At 71.5% G+C, this 16,936-nt stretch carries 17 protein-coding genes; 7 read left to right on the top strand and 10 right to left on the bottom strand.

The window, feature by feature from the left end; genetic code table 11:
- Nucleotides 1–25: 25 nt before the first annotated feature.
- Both O7615_RS09820 and O7615_RS09815 read right to left on the bottom strand, forming a co-directional pair.
- On the bottom strand, nucleotides 26–1,330 hold the full coding sequence (locus O7615_RS09820) for an extracellular solute-binding protein (protein WP_278177077.1): 1,305 nt from the start codon (nucleotides 1,328–1,330) through the stop codon (nucleotides 26–28).
- Nucleotides 1,331–1,575: 245 nt separating this feature from the next.
- On the bottom strand, nucleotides 1,576–2,340 hold the full coding sequence (locus tag O7615_RS09815; protein ID WP_278177076.1) for a maleylpyruvate isomerase family mycothiol-dependent enzyme: 765 nt from the start codon (nucleotides 2,338–2,340) through the stop codon (nucleotides 1,576–1,578).
- Between the two features lie 70 nt (nucleotides 2,341–2,410).
- Between O7615_RS09815 and O7615_RS09810 the strand changes: the two genes are divergently transcribed.
- Nucleotides 2,411–3,493 (top strand): UDP-N-acetylmuramate dehydrogenase, encoded by a 1,083-nt coding sequence (locus O7615_RS09810; RefSeq protein ID WP_278177075.1) that lies wholly within the window; start codon nucleotides 2,411–2,413, stop codon nucleotides 3,491–3,493.
- 102 nt (nucleotides 3,494–3,595) lie between these two features.
- Here O7615_RS09810 and O7615_RS09805 read toward each other — a convergent pair whose 3' ends face one another.
- Both O7615_RS09805 and O7615_RS09800 read right to left on the bottom strand, forming a co-directional pair.
- Entirely contained in the window at nucleotides 3,596–4,393 is a 798-nt protein-coding gene (locus O7615_RS09805) for a class I SAM-dependent methyltransferase (RefSeq protein WP_278177074.1), read from the bottom strand.
- Nucleotides 4,393–5,157, bottom strand: coding sequence for an SDR family oxidoreductase (locus O7615_RS09800; protein ID WP_278177073.1), 765 nt, complete (start codon nucleotides 5,155–5,157; stop codon nucleotides 4,393–4,395). Before O7615_RS09800 ends, O7615_RS09805 begins: the two co-directional genes overlap by 1 nt.
- A 182-nt stretch (nucleotides 5,158–5,339) precedes the next feature.
- Between O7615_RS09800 and mshA the strand changes: the two genes are divergently transcribed.
- The 3 genes from mshA (at nucleotide 5,340) to O7615_RS09785 (ending at nucleotide 8,373) form a co-directional block, all read left to right on the top strand.
- Entirely contained in the window at nucleotides 5,340–6,683 is a 1,344-nt protein-coding gene (mshA, locus tag O7615_RS09795; protein WP_278177072.1) for a D-inositol-3-phosphate glycosyltransferase, read from the top strand.
- A gap of 44 nt (nucleotides 6,684–6,727) precedes the next feature.
- Entirely contained in the window at nucleotides 6,728–7,261 is a 534-nt protein-coding gene (locus O7615_RS09790; protein ID WP_278177071.1) for a YbjN domain-containing protein, read from the top strand.
- A 188-nt stretch (nucleotides 7,262–7,449) separates the two neighbouring features.
- Nucleotides 7,450–8,373 carry a hypothetical protein gene (locus tag O7615_RS09785; RefSeq protein ID WP_278182037.1) on the top strand — a complete coding sequence of 308 codons (924 nt, stop codon included), beginning with the start codon at nucleotides 7,450–7,452 and terminating at the stop codon, nucleotides 8,371–8,373.
- A 373-nt stretch (nucleotides 8,374–8,746) separates the two neighbouring features.
- Here the strand turns inward: O7615_RS09785 and O7615_RS09780 are convergent, their stop codons facing one another.
- Nucleotides 8,747–10,162 (bottom strand): MFS transporter, encoded by a 1,416-nt coding sequence (locus tag O7615_RS09780; RefSeq protein ID WP_278177070.1) that lies wholly within the window; start codon nucleotides 10,160–10,162, stop codon nucleotides 8,747–8,749.
- Nucleotides 10,163–10,213: 51 nt separating this feature from the next.
- Nucleotides 10,214–11,521 carry an MFS transporter gene (locus O7615_RS09775; protein ID WP_278177069.1) on the bottom strand — a complete coding sequence of 436 codons (1,308 nt, stop codon included), beginning with the start codon at nucleotides 11,519–11,521 and terminating at the stop codon, nucleotides 10,214–10,216.
- A 151-nt stretch (nucleotides 11,522–11,672) separates the two neighbouring features.
- On the opposite strand from O7615_RS09775, the gene O7615_RS09770 reads away from it, so the two are divergent.
- Nucleotides 11,673–12,440: a phosphoglyceromutase gene (locus tag O7615_RS09770; RefSeq protein ID WP_278177068.1), complete on the top strand. Its 768-nt coding sequence runs from the start codon at nucleotides 11,673–11,675 to the stop codon at nucleotides 12,438–12,440.
- A 68-nt stretch (nucleotides 12,441–12,508) separates the two neighbouring features.
- Here the strand turns inward: O7615_RS09770 and phoU are convergent, their stop codons facing one another.
- A complete protein-coding gene (gene phoU / locus O7615_RS09765) occupies nucleotides 12,509–13,159 on the bottom strand; it encodes a phosphate signaling complex protein PhoU (RefSeq protein ID WP_278182036.1) in 651 nt (216 codons plus the stop codon).
- A gap of 278 nt (nucleotides 13,160–13,437) precedes the next feature.
- Here phoU and O7615_RS09760 point away from each other — a divergent pair, with 278 nt between their 5' ends.
- A complete protein-coding gene (locus O7615_RS09760; protein WP_278182035.1) occupies nucleotides 13,438–14,649 on the top strand; it encodes an ATP-binding protein in 1,212 nt (403 codons plus the stop codon).
- A gap of 59 nt (nucleotides 14,650–14,708) precedes the next feature.
- On the top strand, nucleotides 14,709–15,392 hold the full coding sequence (locus tag O7615_RS09755; protein ID WP_093403456.1) for a response regulator transcription factor: 684 nt from the start codon (nucleotides 14,709–14,711) through the stop codon (nucleotides 15,390–15,392).
- A 19-nt stretch (nucleotides 15,393–15,411) separates the two neighbouring features.
- Here O7615_RS09755 and O7615_RS09750 read toward each other — a convergent pair whose 3' ends face one another.
- Genes O7615_RS09750 through O7615_RS09740 form a run of 3 tightly spaced genes read right to left on the bottom strand, consistent with a single transcriptional unit; the run spans nucleotide 15,412 to nucleotide 16,846 of the window.
- Complete coding sequence (locus tag O7615_RS09750) at nucleotides 15,412–15,795, bottom strand: Fic family protein (RefSeq protein WP_278177067.1); 384 nt, start codon at nucleotides 15,793–15,795, stop codon at nucleotides 15,412–15,414.
- Nucleotides 15,795–15,995: a hypothetical protein gene (locus O7615_RS09745; RefSeq protein ID WP_278177066.1), complete on the bottom strand. Its 201-nt coding sequence runs from the start codon at nucleotides 15,993–15,995 to the stop codon at nucleotides 15,795–15,797. Before O7615_RS09745 ends, O7615_RS09750 begins: the two co-directional genes overlap by 1 nt.
- Nucleotides 15,996–16,036: 41 nt before the next feature.
- Nucleotides 16,037–16,846 carry a hypothetical protein gene (locus O7615_RS09740; protein WP_278177064.1) on the bottom strand — a complete coding sequence of 270 codons (810 nt, stop codon included), beginning with the start codon at nucleotides 16,844–16,846 and terminating at the stop codon, nucleotides 16,037–16,039.
- Between the last annotated feature and the right edge of the window lie 90 nt (nucleotides 16,847–16,936).

Here is a 16,936-nt window from a genome sequence, read left to right as displayed (position 1 = left end):
GCGGGTGGGGACCGTCGGGCCGCGGTTACTTGGCGGCGGCCTTCTTGGCGTTGGTGATCGCGTCCTGCCAGCCCTGATCGGGGTTGCGCTGGCCCAGCTCGACGGTGCGGACGGCGTTCTCCACCTCGGTGCGCACGGCCTGGTTCTTCGGGCCCATGTAGACCGGCTTCAGGGTCTTCGCGCCCTCACCGAAGATCTTGCCGACCGGCGCGTCCGAGAAGTACGCGTTGGTGGCCTCGGTGATGGCGGGGTCGTCCAGTGCCTGCGGCGAGGAGGGCAGCGGGCCCTTGGCCTTGAAGGCGCCGATGTGGCCCTCGGCGCTGGTCAGGAACTTGGCCAGCTTGACGGCCTCCTCCTGGTTCTTGCTCTGCTGCGGCACGGCGAGGTGCGAGCCGCCCCAGTTTCCACCGTTGCCCGGCACCCGGGCGATGTCCCACTTGCCCGCGGCCTCCGGCCCGGCGTTGCCCTCGATCACACCGGTCATCCAGGCCGGGCAGGCGATGGTGGCGAACTTGGCCTGCTTGAAGGCGGAGACCCACTCCTCGGACCAGGAGCCGTACTTGCCGGAGAGGCCGGCGTTGATGATGTTCATCGTGATGTCCCAGGCCTGCTTCACCGCCGGGTTGCTGTCGACCACCAGGTTCTCGCTGGTGTCGTAGTAGTGGTAGCCCTGCGCGTTGCCGGCGGTCTGGAGCACGATGGTGTTGAAGGTGTTGGTCGCCGCGTCCAGGAACGAGGCACCGGTGTTGGCCGCCTTGAACTTGTTGCCGGTGGCGATGTAGCCCTCCCAGGTCGGCCAGAGCTTGGAGACCTCCTCCCGGTCGGTCGGCAGGCCCGCCTTCTCGAAGAGGTCGGTGCGGTAGCAGATGGCCATGCCGCCTACGTCGGTGCCGAGCCCGATCAGCTTCTGGCCGTCGGCGGTGAGCCCCTGCTCCCACTTCCACTCCAGGAAGTTGCCCTTGAGCACGGCGGCGCCGTGGTCGAGCAGGTTGACGAAGTTGTCCGGGTTAGCCTTGTACTCGACCATCAGGCCCTCTTCGATGGCCACGACGTCGCCCGCGCCCCGGCCGGCGGCGAGCCACTGGGTGAGCCTCGGCGAGTACTCGTCGAGGTTGCCGCCGGTGCCCCGTTCGACGATCTTCACGTTGGGGTTGGCGTCCATGTACTCCTGGTAGAGCTGCTCGTAGCCGAACTGTCCGAAGACGTCGACGGTGAGCGTTATCTTGCCGTCCCCGGCGGCCTCGTCGCCGCCGCAGCCGCTGGTGAGGAGCAGCGCGCCGGTGGCGGCCAGGGCGACCGCCGCGAGGCGGTGGCGCGGGAAAGTGCCCATTGTCTGGTGACCCCTCTCAGGTCGGGGTGGTGGTGGGATGGAGTCTGAGAGCGCTCTCACGTAGCCTGCGTCCCGCCCCGGACCGCTGTCAAGAGAGCGCTCTCACGAGACAGTCACAGAACAGCCACAACCCCGCCCACCCCGGCGCCCCCACGCCCGGCACCCAATCCGTCGATCATGAAGTTAGCGGGGACTTTGATCTCTAAAACACCCGCTAACCTCATGATCAACGAGGTTGCAGGGGGTTAGCCGGTGCGGGCTCCGTCGAGGAGGGCGCGGTCGCCGGCGACGGTCAGGGTGTCGAAGCTGACCCGGCCCCAGAGGGCCAGCAGCAGGTCGCTGGCGGTGCCGCTGACGTGCACCCGGGGGTGGTGGTCGTCGTGATCGAGGATGGTGCCGGTGTCGAGCAGGGCAACCCCCTCGCCGCGCAGTCGCAGGAACCACTCCTGGGCCGCGTCGGTGGCGCTGAGCCGGACCACCCCGCGCCACGGGCCGGCCGACTTCCGCCGGCCCGCCGGCAGCCAGGTGTCCAGCACCTCGCTCACCCCGTCGGCCGCGAGCTTCGCCTCGATCGGCTCACCGGCGGCGATGGCGAGCTGGGCGTCCCAGCGGTGCACCGCCGTCTCGTGGGCCATCCGGCGCGGCCAGAAGGCCGCCTTCTTCGGCTGTGGCGCCCAGTTCCACGCCGGCGCCTCCGGATCCAGGGTGTCGAAGAGCGCCATCAGCTCGTCGTACGCCTGCTGCCACTGCTGCACGGCCGTGACCCCCGGCACGGGCTCGGCCGGCCGTGAGCGGCTCTGCTGCGGTGCCGCGATCCCGCCCGAGCCGGCGACGTCACCCACCCACTGGTAGATGCCGGCGAGGTGCCGGGTCAGGTCGGTCACCGTCCAGCCGGGGCAGGAGAGTACGGGCGTCTCGGGTGGCGCCTCGGCCACCGCAGCGGCGAACGCCGGACCCTCCGCGCGGAGTGCACCGATCCAGAAGTCCTTGGTGCCGTGCAATCTGCTCATCGCCATCCTCCCGGGGGTGACCGGGCCACCAGTGAGTGCCGCGGCTATCCCTCAGCCTAGGGTGAAAGGCGTGTCTGACGTCTACGCCCAGCCGACAGCCGCCGCTCAACCCGCCAACCCGGGCGATCTGGCGCAATACACCACATTGCGAATGGGCGGGCCGGCCGGCCGGGTCGTCACCGCCACCAGCGCCGACGAGATCGTCGCCCGGGTACGCGAGGCGGGATCCGAGATCCTTCTGCTCGCCGGCGGCAGCAACGTGGTCATCGGAGACGTCGGCTTCCCGGGCACCGCGCTCCTCATCCGCTCCCACGGCCTGCGGGTGCTCACCGAGGACGAGCAGACGGTGACGGTGCGGGTCGAGGCCGGCGAGGCGTGGGACGACCTCGTCGCCGCCACGGTGGAGAATCGCTGGTCCGGGCTGGAGTGCCTCTCCGGCATCCCCGGCTCGACCGGGGCCACCCCGATCCAGAACGTCGGAGCGTACGGACAGGAGGTTGCCGAGACCATCGTCGCGGTGCAGGTCTACGACCGGGTCGCCGGAACGGTGGGGCGGGTGGCCGCCGGGGACTGCGGGTTCGCCTACCGGTCCAGCATCTTCAAGTACAGCGAGCGTTGGGTGGTGCTCTCGGTGGACTTCCGGCTGACCCGCTCGCCGCTGTCCGGCCCGGTGCGGTACGCGGAACTGGCCCGGGCGCTCGATGTCGCCGTCGGTGACCGGGTGCCGCTGGCCCAGGCCCGGGCCACCGTGCTGGGGCTGCGCGCGGGCAAGGGCATGGTGCTCGACGCGGCGGACCCGGACACCCGCTCGGTCGGCTCCTTCTTCACCAACCCGGTGCTCGACAGCGCGGCGTACGAGCTGCTGCGGCAGCGGGCCGCCGACATCGGTGAGCCACCGGCGTGGCCGGGTGCCGGGAACGTGGTCAAGGTCAGCGCTGCCTGGCTGATCGATAAGGCCGGCTTCGGCAGGGGATATCCCGGTCCCGAGGGCACGGCCATCTCCACCAAGCACACCCTCGCCCTCACCAACCCCACCGGCACCGCCACCACGCAAGCTTTGCTCACACTCGCCCGCGACATCCGCGACGGCGTCCAGTCCCGCTTCGCCGTGACCCTCCACCCCGAACCCGTCCTCATCAACTGCACCCTCTAACCCCCACTCCCACTCCCACTCCCTCTCCCACCCCAAGGTCTCTCCGGGTGATCATGAAGTTGTTGCCATGACACGCCGATGCGAGTGGCAACAACTTCATGATCACCGGGGAGGTTCGGGGGTGGGCCAGGGGAGGGTTAGTTCGCCTTGGCGCCAGCGGCGGGGGCGGTCCAGGAGGGGCCAGCCCTGGGCGTGGACGGTCTGCACGGTGTGCAGCCAGCGTTGGCGGGGGCCGAAGGGTGCGTAGCCGGCGGCGGACCGCCAGGCGTCGTCCAGGGCCTGGATCAGGTCGTGGATCCACTCTCCGGGGACGTTGCGGTGGATCAGCGCCTTGGGCAGCCGCTCGGCCAGCTCGGCCGGGCTCCGCAGGGTCGCCAGCCGGGCGGCCAGGGTCAACGATCGCGGGCCGTTCGCGTCGAGCAGCACCCACCCGGCGAGGCGGCCCAACTCGTCGCAGGTGCCCTCCACCAGCAGCCCGCCCGGGGCCAGCCCGGCGCAGAGTGTGGCCCAGGCATCGGCCACCTCGCTCTCGTCGTACTGACGCAGCACATTGAACGCGCGGACCAGGGCGGGACGCAGGCCGGCCAGCTCGAAGCCGCCTCGGGCGAAGGTGAGCCCGGGCGGCTCGGCGGCGGGCTGGGCATCGGTGACGCGTACCGGATCGATCTCCAGCCCGACCACCCGGACGTCGGCGCGGACCCCGGCGGCGAGCCGGGCGCGCAGCTCCACCGCGGTCACCGGAGTCGCGCCGTAGCCGAGGTCGACCACCAGCGGATCCGGGGCCGCCCGCAGCGCGTCACCGCAGGTCTTCACGATCCAGTTGTCCACCCGGCGTAGCCGGTTGGGGCCGGTGGTGCCCCTGGTGACCACGCCGAGCGGCCGGGACGCCCGCGCCGCCATCAGCCCGCCCGATGCACCTTGTGCTGGGCGGCCTGAGCCAGCGGGCGGACCACGAGGCGGTCCACGTTGACGTGCTGCGGCCGGGTGGCGCACCAGGCGATGCAGTCGGCGACGTCCTCGGCCAGCAGCGGCTCGGCGACTCCGGCGTAGACGGCCTCCGCCCGATCGGCGTTCCCGCCGAAGCGGACCAGCGAGAACTCGTCGGTCTTCACCATGCCCGGATCGATCTCGATCACCCGGACCGGGCGTCCGCACAGCTCCAGCCGCAACGTGCCGGCGATCGCGGTCTGCGCGTGCTTCGCCGCGGCGTAGCCGCCCCCGCCCTCGTACACCGTGAAGCCGGCGGTCGACGAGACGATGACGACGGTGCCGGCTCCGGAGGTCTCCAGCGCCGGCAGCAGCGTCTGGGTGACCCGCAGCGTGCCGAGGACGTTGACGTCGTACATCCACTGCCAGTCGCCGACCGCGCCGGACTCCACCGGATCCAGCCCACGTGCCCCGCCCGCGTTGTTGACCAGCAGGGTCACCGGCCCGCCGGCCTGTTGCGCGGCCCGCGCCAGGCCGGCCACCGACTCGTCGGAGGTGACGTCGCAGGCCACGGCGGTGGCGGCGCCACCGGCGGCGGTGATCTCGGCGACCAGCCCGGCCAGCCGGTCGGTACGCCGCGCGGCGGCCAGCACGTGGAATCCCTCGTCGGCGAGCCGCCGCGCGGTGGCGGCGCCTATCCCGCTGGATGCTCCGGTGACGATGGCGACACGACTCATCCGGCCATTCTCGCCCCCCGCCGGTGGCCGTCGGGGACTGCCGCCGCCATGAGGTGGGTCACGCCCAGGGGTCTGGCCGAGGTATTTCCCGCTGCCGATCGGGAAGATGACATCTGGCGTGAATTGTTGACGCAGGAGCGCCGGTCGTGCGGACGGCATCAACCGTGTCAAAGGGAGCGGAAGTGGCGGAGAAGCACACCGGTGTCGGTCGTCAGCGGGGTTCCCTGCCGTGGCCGCGGCCCCGGCGGATCGCGACCCTCTCGGTGCACACGTCACCACTGCACCAGCCGGGCACCGGCGACGCGGGTGGCATGAACGTCTACATCCTGGAGGTCTCCCGGCGGCTGGCCGAGGCGAACGTCGAGGTCGAGATCTTCACCCGGGCGACCTCGGGCGACCTGCCACCGGTGGTGGAGGTCGCGCCCGGAGTGCACGTCCGGCACGTGATGGCGGGCCCGCTGGAGGGCCTGACCAAGGAGGAACTACCCGGACAGCTCTGCGCGTTCACCGCCGGCGTGCTGCGCGCCGAGGCGGCCCGCCCGCCGGGGCACTACGACCTCATCAGCTCCCACTACTGGCTCTCCGGCCAGGTCGGCTGGCTGGCCAAGGACCGCTGGGGGGTGCCGCTGGTGCACACCGCGCACACCCTGGCCAAGGTCAAGAACGCGCAGCTCGCCGCCGGGGACCGGCCAGAGCCCAAGGCCCGGGTGATCGGCGAGGAGCAGGTGGTCGCGGAGGCGGACCGGCTGGTCGCGAACACCCGGGTCGAGGCGCGGGATCTGATCGGCCGGTACGATGCCGACCCGGCCCGGGTCGCCGTGGTGGAGCCCGGCGTCGACCTGGACCGGTTCCGCCCGGCACCCGGCGGTGGGGTCGCCGCCGCCCGCGCACGGCTGGGTCTGCCGACCCGCGGTCACCTGGTGGCCTTCGTCGGGCGGATCCAGCCGCTGAAGGCTCCGGACGTGCTGGTCCGTGCGATCGCCGCCCTGGGTGAGCGGGATCCCGAGCTGGCCCGCGAGGTCGCGGTGGTGATCTGCGGCGGCCCGAGCGGCAGCGGGCTCGACCGGCCCACCGCCCTGATCGAGCTGGCCGCCTCGCTCGGCGTCACCGACCGGGTGCACTTCCTGTCGCCCCGGACCGGCGCGGACCTGCCCCTGCTGTACCAGGCCGCCGACCTGGTCGCGGTGCCGTCGTACAACGAGTCCTTCGGCCTGGTCGCACTGGAGGCCCAGGCCTGCGGTACGCCCGTGGTGGCCGCCGCCGTGGGCGGCCTGGTCACCGCGGTACGGGACCAGGTCAGCGGTGTGCTGGTACGCGGTCACGACCCCGTCGACTGGGCGCGTACGCTCGCCCGCCTGCTCCCCGACCGGGCCCGCCGGGCGGAGTTGTCCGTCGGTGCCGCCCGGCACGCCCGCAACTTCTCCTGGCACCGCACGGCCACCGGCCTGCTCACCGTCTACGGCGAGGCGATCGCGGCCCATCGGGCCCGCCTCGCCGCCGAGCTGGCCGGCTCCGGTAGCTGGTGACGGGGATCGCTGGTGACGGGTAGCGCGGCCGTAGAGTTGAGCCGATGAGTGAGCTTGGGGCCCTGATCGAGTCGTACTGCGCGGAGCGGGAACTCGTCTGCGAGCCCACCGGCCCCGGGTCGTACGCGGTGACCCTGCCCGGGACGCACAAGCTCAAGACGATCTGCAACCTGATCGTCGGTGAGCACGCCCTGCGGATCGAGGCGTTCGTGATGCGCCAGCCGGACGAGCGCCGCGAGGAGCTCTGGGCCTGGCTGCTGCAGCGCAACGCGAAGATGTACGCGGTGTCCTTCTCCGTCGACGCGGTCGGCGACGTCTACCTCACCGGTCGGGTCAACCCCGCCGGTGTCGACGCCGACGAACTGGATCGGCTGCTGGGCGCGGTGCTGACCTACGCCGACGAGTCCTTCGACACGATGTTGGAGATCGGCTTCGGCGGCTCGATCCGGCGTGAGTGGGAGTGGCGGATCAAGCGGGGCGAGTCGACGGCCAACCTGGCAGCCTTCGCGCACCTCTTCGAGCCCTCGGACGATGCGGGGGCGGCTCCGCCGGCCGCCGGAGGTTCGGACCGCTCCTGACGGGTAAGCCGCACCGCGCGGTGCGGCGTTGGGACCCGCCGCGCCGAGACGTCGAGTGTCGAGGAGCGTGAGCGTCCATGGCTCAGCGAAACAGCTCGGGTCGCGGCGGGACCGCGACCAGGACCAAGCGGCAGAGCGGTAACCAGACCCCGAACACTCCGGGCACCTCCGAGTCGGAGATCTCCCGAATGCGGGTGGACGAACTACGGGGGCAGTTGCGGCGGTACGGGGTCTCCGGCATCTCCGCGCTGCGGAAGCCGGAACTGGTGAAGACGCTGGTGAAGACGATCCGGTCCGGCGGCGCCGGGCGCCGGAGCAGCGGACCGGCCGGCCGCGCCGGCGCCACCAAGGCGTCGGGGGCGAGGCAGGCGGCGTCCGGCCGGACCGCCTCCCGTACCGCTCCGGGCCGGGCGAAGGCGGCACCGGCCAGCCGTACCGCAGCGGCGCGTACGTCGGCCGGTGCGGCAAGCAAGTCGACCGCCGCGCGCAAGGCGCCGGCGAGCAGCACCCGCAAGGCGACCAGCGCGGTGCGCAAGTCCACGGCGGGCACAGCGCGGAAGTCGACCACCAGCGTGGCCCGCAAGTCGACGGCCGGCCCAGCGCGCAAGTCCACGACCAGCGCGGCGCGCAAGTCGACGGCCGCCACGGCCCGCAAGGCCACCGCGCGTAAGTCGACGGCCGGGGCGGCGCGTAAGAGCACCGCCGGGGCGAGGAAGGCGACGGCACCGGCCCGAGGCGGCGGGCCGCGGACCGGGCGGTCGACCTCGCGGTCGGTCCGATCGTCGCAGGTGATCTCCTCACTCCAGGACCGACCGGAGCGTCCCGGCCGCAGCCTGGTCACCACCAACCACGATGTCATCCGGCGGTGGGCCCGGGAGCGGGGTGCCAAGCCGGCGACGATCGGCGGCACCGAGCGGGAGGGCCGGGCCGGTGTGCTGACGTTCAACATTCCGGGTTACCGGGAGAGCAGCCGGATACGGGAGATCACCTGGGAAGCGTGGTTCCACACCTTCGATCTGCGCCGGTTGAACCTGATCTACCAGGAGCAGATGCGCGACGGCCGGCAGAGCAACTTCTTCCGGACGGAATCCCCCGATCGGGAGGACGGGTGAGAGGTTTGTGGGAATACCCCGTGGGTACCCGCAGTTGGCCATGAGCGAGGGCCCGAAGCGCCGTCCGCGGACCGGCCACGGTCACTGTGACGGGCGAGACAGCCGACCAGGTTGAATCGGAACGTCGGGCCGAACTAGCTTTACTGCACCGCGCCACGCTCGGAACCGTTCGGGGGAGCGGCGGATCGATCAGATCCGTGCAACTGGGCGAGGCGTCGGAGGACGGGTGGACCGACACCGTTGGGGGACGGTGGCCCACCTGTTTGACCGGCGGCGCGAGCGGGCGTCGCTTACGGGGGTGAGTGCCGCCCGCCGCCGCCGGTCGTACGACGCAAATGCCCGGTACGAAGCCCGTACCGGGCATTTCGCGTGCTCATGAGCGGATGGCCGCCCCCTCGACCGGCGACGTCTCGACCGGTGGCGCCGCGACCGGTGGCGCCTGGCGGCGCAGGGCGGCCACGCGCCGTTCCCTCGGCGGCCCGGCGAGCAGGTGACCGCCGGCGGCCAGCAGTCCCAGCCCGCCGACGAGTAGCCAGTGCCCGTCGCCCCACTGCTGCAGGCTGAACCCGCCGAGCGTCGGCGCCACGAACGACGCCGCCGGGAAGGCCAGGTAGAACACCGACTGGTAACGGGCTCGCAGGGCGGGTGGCGCCAGGTCCGCGTTGATCTGCGCGTTCGGCGGCGCGGCCAGCATCGAGCCGACCGTCCAGACCACGCAGGCGCCCAGGTAGAACGCGAGGTTGTCGGCGGCGGCGAGCACACCGAAGCCGGCGGCGAGCAGCGCCGTCGAGACGGCCAGCACGTGTGCCTTGCGGTGCCGGTCGATGAGCCGGGGTACGAACAGCTGCCCCAGCACGATCAGCACGCCGCCCAGCGCCACCACCATGCCGTACGCCGAGGGCCCCAGGCCGTCCGCGCGCATCGCCAGCGGCATGATCGTCGAAGCCTGCATGGTCAGTACGGCCAGGATGAAGGTCAGCCCGACGAAGGCCAGGAAGTGCCGGTCGGTCAGCGCGGTGTGCAGGCCCGGTCGGCGCGATCGGCGGTTGCCGGCGGCCGGCGCGGCCGGACCACCGGGTGCCGGACCATGCGCCGGAGTGGGCGCGGGGCCACGTGCCGGACGGCGTGTCGCCCGGCCGAGGGGCAGGGTCTCGGGGACCTTCCAGGCGATCAGTACGGCGGTGGCGAGCGTGGCGGCGGCGTCCACCAGGAACAGCGCGACGTAGCTCGCCTCGGCCAGCAGGCCGGCCAGCAGCGAGGCCACCGCCATGCCGAGGTTGAACGCCCAGAACTGGAGGTTGAACGCGCGCGACCGGCGCTGCTCCGGCACCACGTCGACGATCGCCGCGACGAAGGCGGGGCTCGGCATCGAGTGGGTGACGCCGACCAGCAGGGCGAGCGCGGCGATCACGCCGAGGTGCTGGCTGAACGCCAGCGCGACCATCAGGGCGGCGGTGACCAGGTGCGCCGCCACCAGTGTCGACCGTCGCCCCCACCGGTCGGCCAGGACGCCACCGAACAGCACCCCGGCCGCCCCACCCGCGCCGTAGGCGCCGACCACCACGCCGGCCAGCGATTCGCTGGCGCCGCGGGCGGCGGTCAGATAGAGCGACAGGAAGAGCATCGCGAACGCCCCGGCCCGATTGATCAACAGGCCGGCCCAGAGGTACCAGAAGGTCGCCGGCAACCCGCCGGCGGTGTCGGCGAACCAGCGGCGCAGCGCGCCGGCCGCTGGGCGGTCGTGCCGGTCGGTGACCCGCACCCCGACCTCCTCAATCTGTTCGGACACCTAACAGATCTTGCCCCGAGGGTGGAAGCGGGCGACGCCGGGGGGCCGGGGTCACCGGCGGGTGGTCGCCACCGGCTCGGCCGCCTGGGGTGCGGCCGGCTGCGGCGCGGTCGACTGGACCGTCAGCACCGGCGCGGCACCGGCGGTACGCAGCGCGAGAGCGCGTCGCTCCCGGGCCGGTCCGGAGAGCAGGTGGCCCACGGCCATCACCGCGCCGATGACCGCGCAGCCGAGCCAGAGCGTGGCGTTGCCGGCCTGCTCGCGCACCAGGCCGCCGAGGATCGGCGCGGCGGCACCGGCCAACTGCCAGGAGAGCGAGAAGACGCCCTGGTAGCGACCGCGCAACTCGGCGGGGGAGAGCTCGGCGATGAGGGTGGCGTTGGACGGCGAGTTGAGCATCTCGCCGATCGTCCAGATCAGCACCGTGAGCCCGTAGAACCAGGCGACGTTGGCGAACGCGGTCAACCCGAAGCCGGCCCCCATCACCACCGCGGACAGGGCGAGCACGTGCGACCGGTTGCGGCCCCGGATCAGCCGAGGGATGAAGAGCTGGCCGGCGACGATCAGCACGCCGTTGAGCGCGATCACCGATCCGTACGTGGCGGGGCTCAGCCCCGAGTCGGCCATCGCGATCGGCAGCATCGAGATGTGCTGGAGGAAGACCAGCGCGCCGAGGAGGTTCAGCGTGACGAACCCGAGGTACACCCGGTCGGTCAGGATGGTGCGCAGCGCCCCGGCCGGTGCGGCACCACGGGGCATGCCGACGGTGACGGTCCGGGTTTCCTTCACCTTTACGAAGATGATCAGTGCGGTGACCAACGTGGTGGATGCGTTGACCACGAAGAGCAGCAGGTAGCCGGCCTGCGCGGCGAAGCCGGCGAGCACGGCGGCCAAGGCGAAGCCGAGGTTGATCGCCCAGTAGTTGAGCGAGAAGGCGCGCAGCCGGTCCCGCTCCGGCACTACGTCGATCATCATGGCGCCGAAGGCCGGGCGGGCCGCCTCGGCGAAGAGCCCGAGCAGCAGCGCGCCCGCCGCGACCGTCCACAGGTCTCGGGCGAAGCCCAGGGCGAGCATGATGGTCGCCGCGCCGAGGTGGGCGGTGAGCAGGGTCGGTCGCCGCCCCCAGCGATCGGCCAGCGTACCGCCGGCGGTGGTGCCGACCGCGCCGCCCACTCCCCACAGACCGATCACCAGGCCGGCCTGGGTGGCGGAGAAGCCGCGTTCCTGGGTCAGGTAGATGGCGAGGAAGACGAGGACGAACGAGCCGAGCCGGTTGATCAGCGTGCCGGTCCAGAGGTACCAGAAGGTCCGCGGTAAACCACCTGTGGTGTCCCGGAACCAGCCCCGCATCGCGCGCACGTCGGCGCCCCCCGTTTCAGTAATGACTGCTGATCAAGCTGATCCTTACAACCTAGTGGGGTGCCGGAATCAAGGTCACCCCGATTTCCACGTGGTGGTCGTCACGACCCTTCCCGCGCGTCCCCTCGCGGCTTGCGGCAGGATGATCCGCATGACAGCTAGCGAGGGGCCCACCGTCGGGACGCTGGTCCTGCTGCGGCACGGCGAGAGCGACTGGAACGCCAAGAACCTCTTCACCGGCTGGGTCGACGTCGACCTGACCGCGAAGGGGGAGAGCGAGGCGCGCCGCGGCGGCGAGCTGCTGCGCGAGCACGACCTGCTGCCGGACGTGGTGCACACCAGCGTGATGCGCCGCGCCATCCGCACCGCCGAGCTGGCGCTCAACGCCGCCGACCGGCACTGGATCGCGGTACGCCGGTCGTGGCGGCTCAACGAGCGTCACTACGGTGCCCTGCAGGGCAAGAACAAGAAGCAGACCCTGGACGAGTACGGCGAGGAGCAGTTCATGCTCTGGCGCCGCTCGTACGACACCCCACCCCCGCCGATCGCGGACGACGACGAGTGGTCGCAGGTCGGCGACCCGAGGTACGCGCTGCTGCCGACCGAGCTGATGCCGCGTACGGAGTGCCTCAAGGACGTCGTCGAGCGGATGCTGCCGTACTGGTACGACTCGATCGTGCCGGACATCCTGGCCGGCCGGACGGTGCTGGTGGCCGCGCACGGCAACTCGCTGCGGGCGCTGGTCAAGCACCTGGACCAGATCAGTGACGAGGCGATCGCGAAGCTCAACATCCCCACCGGGATCCCGCTGCGCTACGACCTGGACCCGCTGCTGCGTCCGCAGACGCTGGGCGGCACCTACCTCGACCCGGCGGCGGCCAAGGAGGCCGCAGCCGCGGTGGCCAATCAGGGCCGCTGACCGGCCCAGCGCGGAAGGGTCCCCCGCCAGCAGGGGACCCTTCCTTCACCTCAGGCGGCGGTGACTGGTCAGGCGGAGGCGACCGGTTCGCCGGTGATCAGGTAGACGACGTGCTCGGCGCTGTTGACGGCGTGGTCGGCGAAGCGCTCGTAGAAGCGGCCGAGCAGGGTCGCGTCGATGGCGGTCTCCACGCCGTACGGCCAGTCGGCGCCGAGCAGCACCCCGAACAGGCCCTTGTGCAGCTCGTCCATCGCGTCGTCGTCGCGGTCCAGTTCGGCAGCGAGATCGGCGTCGGGGTTGGCCAGCACCGAGGCGATCTTCTCGGCCATCCGGTCGGCGATGCTCGCCATGTCCGTGAAGACCGGCCGCAGCTCCGCCGGCACGGCCGGGGAAGGGTGCCGGCGCAGCGCCGTCTTGGCGACGTGGTCGGCCAGATCGCCCATCCGTTCCAGGTCGGCGGCGACGTGCAGTGCGGTGATCATGGCGCGCAGGTCGGAGGCGACGGGTGCCTGGCGGGCCAGCAGGTCGCAGACCCGCTCCTCCACCTGCCGGTAGAGTCCGTCGATCTCGGCGTCCCGCTCGATCACGGACTCGGCGGCGCTGCGGTCGGCGGTGAGCAGTGCCCGGGTCGCCTGCCGCAGCGCCGCCCGCACTCCCTCGGCCATCTCGACCAGCAGCTGGCTGACGGCCTCAAGTTCGGCCCGGAACTCGTCGCGCATTCTCACGTCCTGTCCGTCGGCGCCGGCGACCGCCGGCGGGGCTTTGCGCTGGTTACGCCGCTCAAGCTAGGGCTCACGGGAGGACCGGAGGTGAACGCCGGTGAACTGCGCCGGACACCAGGGTGAACTTTCCCAGAAGCGAGAGTGCTTCGTCCCGTTCTGGGCGGTAGCCCGGTTAACAATGACCCTACGATCGCCGGGTGACGTGGGCGGTGACGGTGGGTGTGGCTGCGGCCCTGGTGGCCGGGGTGGTCGCTGGACTCTGGCTGTCCCGTGTCATGCCGGCGGCGCGCCGGCCGGCCGGCTCCACGGAAAGCGGGTGGGCCGGCTTCCGGTTCGGTAAGGGGAGGCACGCGATCGTCGACGAAGTGCAGGTCGGGCTCGGCCGCCGCGCGATCGACTCGTTGCGTGCGGGGGTCGTGGTGCTCGACTCCGAGGATGTGCCCGTGCTGGTCAACCCGGCGGCCCGGGCGATGGGGCTGCTGCGCACCGGTGGCCGGCCGGGTTCGATCATCGCGCACCCGCTGATCCGTACCCTGGCGGGCCAGGTGCGGCGCACCGGAGTGCGGCGCGAGATCGAGCTTGACCTGCCCCGGGGCCGCGACAACGCGGGGGAGAACCCGCTCGGCGTGCACCTGCGGGCGATGGGGCTGGGTGGCGGCTACATCGCGGTGGAAGCGGCCGACGTGACCGAGTCGCACCGGCTGGCCCGGGTCCGCCGTGACTTCGTGGCCAACGTCAGCCACGAGCTGAAGACCCCGATCGGCGCGCTGCAACTGCTCGCCGAGGCGCTGCTCGACGCCACCGAGCCTGCCGACGAGGGGGGACCGGATCTCTCCGAGGACCTGGTCGCCGCCCGCCGGTTCGCCGAGCGGATCCAGCACGAGTCGACCCGGTTGGGGCGGTTGGTGCAGGAACTGCTGGAGCTGACCCGACTCCAGGGCGCCGAACCGCAGCCGGCCCCCGAGCCGGTCGCCGTGGACTGGGTGATCTCCGAGGTGGTGGACCGCACCCGGACCGCCGCCACCGCCCGCCGGATCGACGTCACGGTCGAGGCCGAGCGAGGGCTGACCGTGTACGGCAGCGACACCCAGCTGGCCACCGCCGTGGCCAACCTGGTGGAGAACGCCATCAACTACTCCGGCGAGGAGACGACGGTACGCATCACCGCCCGGGCCGGCGGCGAGCAGGTGGAGATCGCGGTCACCGATCAGGGCATCGGCATCGCTCCCACCGACGTCGACCGCATCTTCGAGCGCTTCTACCGGGCCGACCAGGCCCGTTCGCGGGCGACCGGCGGCACCGGCCTCGGGCTGGCGATCGTCAAGCACATCGCGAGCAACCATGGCGGCCGGGTGGATGTGGCGAGCACTCTTGGTGGTGGGTCGACGTTCACCCTCCGGCTGCCCGCCCGCCCGCCGGACGACCTTCTGGCGACACTGCCGCCTGCTGGGATCGAGGCCGGTCCGGCCGAGCTCCGGCAGGTCTGACCGCATATGGATCAGACCGGGCTCCGCCCGGTCCGACCCGGATGGAAAGGAAAACGCCGTTGAGCCGTGTTCTGGTGGTCGAGGACGAGGAGTCGTTCTCCGACGCCCTGTCGTACATGCTCCGCAAGGAGGGGTTCGAGGTGTCCGTGGCCGCCACGGGTACGTCGGCCCTCACCGAGTTCGACCGGACCGGCGCCGACATCGTCCTGCTCGACCTGATGCTGCCCGAGATGTCCGGTACCGAGGTGTGCCGGCAGCTGCGCCAGCGCTCGCACGTGCCGATCATCATGGTCACCGCCCGGGACAGCGAGATCGACAAGGTGGTCGGCCTGGAGATCGGCGCCGACGACTACGTGACCAAGCCGTACTCCCCGCGGGAACTGGTCGCCCGGATCCGGGCGGTGCTGCGCCGGCAGAGCCCGGAGGCGCCCGAGTCGGGCGCGCCGACGCTGGCCGCCGGCCCGGTCCGGATGGACATCGAGCGGCACGTGGTGACCGTCGACGGTGGCGCGGTGCAGCTGCCGCTCAAGGAGTTCGAGCTGCTCGAACTGCTGCTGCGCAACGCCGGCCGGGTGCTCACCCGGGGCCAGTTGATCGACCGGGTCTGGGGTGCCGACTACGTGGGCGACACCAAGACCCTGGACGTGCACGTCAAGCGACTGCGCTCGAAGATCGAGCCGGAGCCGTCCACCCCGCGCCACATCGTCACGGTGCGCGGTCTCGGCTACAAGTTCGAGCCCTGATCCCGGCACGGCCGGTGTCTCAGAAGAGCTTTCGCAGCGCCGCCGAAATCTGGTCGACCTCGGTCAGCCCGCTTTCCGCTACCGCGATGACCAGGTCATACGCGGCGTCCTGGTCGATACCGTCGAGCTGGGCGACGGTGACGGCGCGGTTCTGGAGCAGGAATGCGACGGTCGCGATCCAGCCGATGCGTTTGTTGCCGTCCAGGAACGGATGGTTGTTGACCAGCGAGTGCAGCAACGCGGCCGCCTTGGCCCATAGATCCGGGTAGGCATCCTCGCCGAACAGGCTGGTCCGGGGCCGGGCGACGGCCGATTCGATTAGCCCTGCGTCACGGACCCCGACACCGATCTTGCGGGCGATCTGAACGATGTCGGTGAGCGTTGGGTAGTAGCTGTCCGCCATCACTCGGCCAGACGGGCGAGCAGCGTGGCGTGGCGCTGGATGACCTCGTCGGCAAGTTCGCCGAACTGTCGCGCGTTACGTCGCGCCAGGTAGTCGTCGATCGCGGTCACCACCACGGCGTGCATAGACCGTTCCTCCTCGTCCGCCACGAGGCGGAGTCGGCGTTCACGTTCGTCGTCGAGTCGGAGCGTCATGGCCATGAGTCGATGGTAGCAACACTGATATCAAGATCAGGATTTGATCAGCGCGGGTCGGCGGGGTGGGGGGCGACCATGCCGCGCCGGAGCCGCTCCGCGCACAGCTCGGCAAGCCTGGCGTACGCGGGCTCGCCGATGAGCGCGGTCAGCTCCGGGCCGTACGACAGGTACATCGGTTCGGTGCCGACGTGCGCGTCGGTCGAGGAGGTGCACCACCAGTCGAGGTCGTGCCCGCCGGCGCCCCAGCCGCGCCGGTCGAACTCGGCCAGCGTGGAGACCAGCACCTTCGTGTTGTCCGGCCGCTTGACCCACTCCTGGTCGCGGCGGATCGGCAGCTGCCAGCACACGTCGGGCTTGTACTCCAGCGGATGTGCCCCGTCGCGCAGCGCCTGGGCGTGCAGCGCGCAGCCGCCCCCGCCCGCGAAGTCCGCGTCGTTGAGGAAGACGCAGGGCCCGTCCTGACCCTGGGTGGCGGTGCGCCGCGCCGGGTTCTTTCCGTCGACGGTGTCGTTCTCCGTCCAGTTCTTGAAGCCGCGCCGGAAGTGCTGCCAGGTCGCCGGGGTCAGCCGCTTAACCGCGTTGCGGACCCGCTTCTCGTCGTCGGAGTCGGTGAAGAACGCGCCGTGCGAGCAGCAGCCGTCGGCGGCCCGGCCGGCGATGATGCCGTGGCAGCCCTGGCCGAAGATGCAGGTCCACCGGGACAGCAGCCAGGTGAGGTCGGCCCGGACCAGGTGCCGCTCGTCCGCCGGGTCGACGAACTCGATCCACTCCCGGGGGAAGTCCAGCGGCACCTCACGGCTGCGCGGGTCGGCCGGGTCGTCCACCAGCACGCGGAGTTCGATCTGCCCTGTCACCCGGCCCAGCGTACGCGCGGTATGGCGGCCAGGTCGGCGAGTGCCGCGAACCGGGTTGCCGGACATGAGTGCGCAACGTGAGGGGAGACC

The sequence above is a fragment of the Micromonospora sp. WMMD1082 genome (assembly GCF_029626175.1).
Taxonomy (GTDB): domain Bacteria; phylum Actinomycetota; class Actinomycetes; order Mycobacteriales; family Micromonosporaceae; genus Micromonospora.
This window is presented reverse-complemented; position numbering and strand designations above follow the sequence as displayed.

Excerpts from the sequence above, each read along its gene's own strand:
- O7615_RS09815 (WP_278177076.1), bottom strand. The coding sequence starts at position 2,340 with ATGAGCAGATTGCACGGCACCAAGGACTTCTGGATCGGTGCACTCCGC.
- O7615_RS09790 (WP_278177071.1), top strand. The coding sequence starts at position 6,728 with ATGAGTGAGCTTGGGGCCCTGATCGAGTCGTACTGCGCGGAGCGGGAA.
- O7615_RS09785 (WP_278182037.1), top strand. The coding sequence starts at position 7,450 with ATGCGGGTGGACGAACTACGGGGGCAGTTGCGGCGGTACGGGGTCTCC.
- O7615_RS09805 (WP_278177074.1), bottom strand. The coding sequence starts at position 4,393 with ATGGCGGCGCGGGCGTCCCGGCCGCTCGGCGTGGTCACCAGGGGCACC.
- phoU (WP_278182036.1), bottom strand. The coding sequence starts at position 13,159 with ATGCGCGACGAGTTCCGGGCCGAACTTGAGGCCGTCAGCCAGCTGCTG.
- O7615_RS09750 (WP_278177067.1), bottom strand. The coding sequence starts at position 15,795 with ATGGCGGACAGCTACTACCCAACGCTCACCGACATCGTTCAGATCGCC.
- O7615_RS09820 (WP_278177077.1), bottom strand. The coding sequence starts at position 1,330 with ATGGGCACTTTCCCGCGCCACCGCCTCGCGGCGGTCGCCCTGGCCGCC.
- O7615_RS09800 (WP_278177073.1), bottom strand. The coding sequence starts at position 5,157 with ATGAGTCGTGTCGCCATCGTCACCGGAGCATCCAGCGGGATAGGCGCC.
- O7615_RS09770 (WP_278177068.1), top strand. The coding sequence starts at position 11,673 with ATGACAGCTAGCGAGGGGCCCACCGTCGGGACGCTGGTCCTGCTGCGG.
- O7615_RS09745 (WP_278177066.1), bottom strand. The coding sequence starts at position 15,995 with ATGGCCATGACGCTCCGACTCGACGACGAACGTGAACGCCGACTCCGC.
- O7615_RS09760 (WP_278182035.1), top strand. The coding sequence starts at position 13,438 with ATGCCGGCGGCGCGCCGGCCGGCCGGCTCCACGGAAAGCGGGTGGGCC.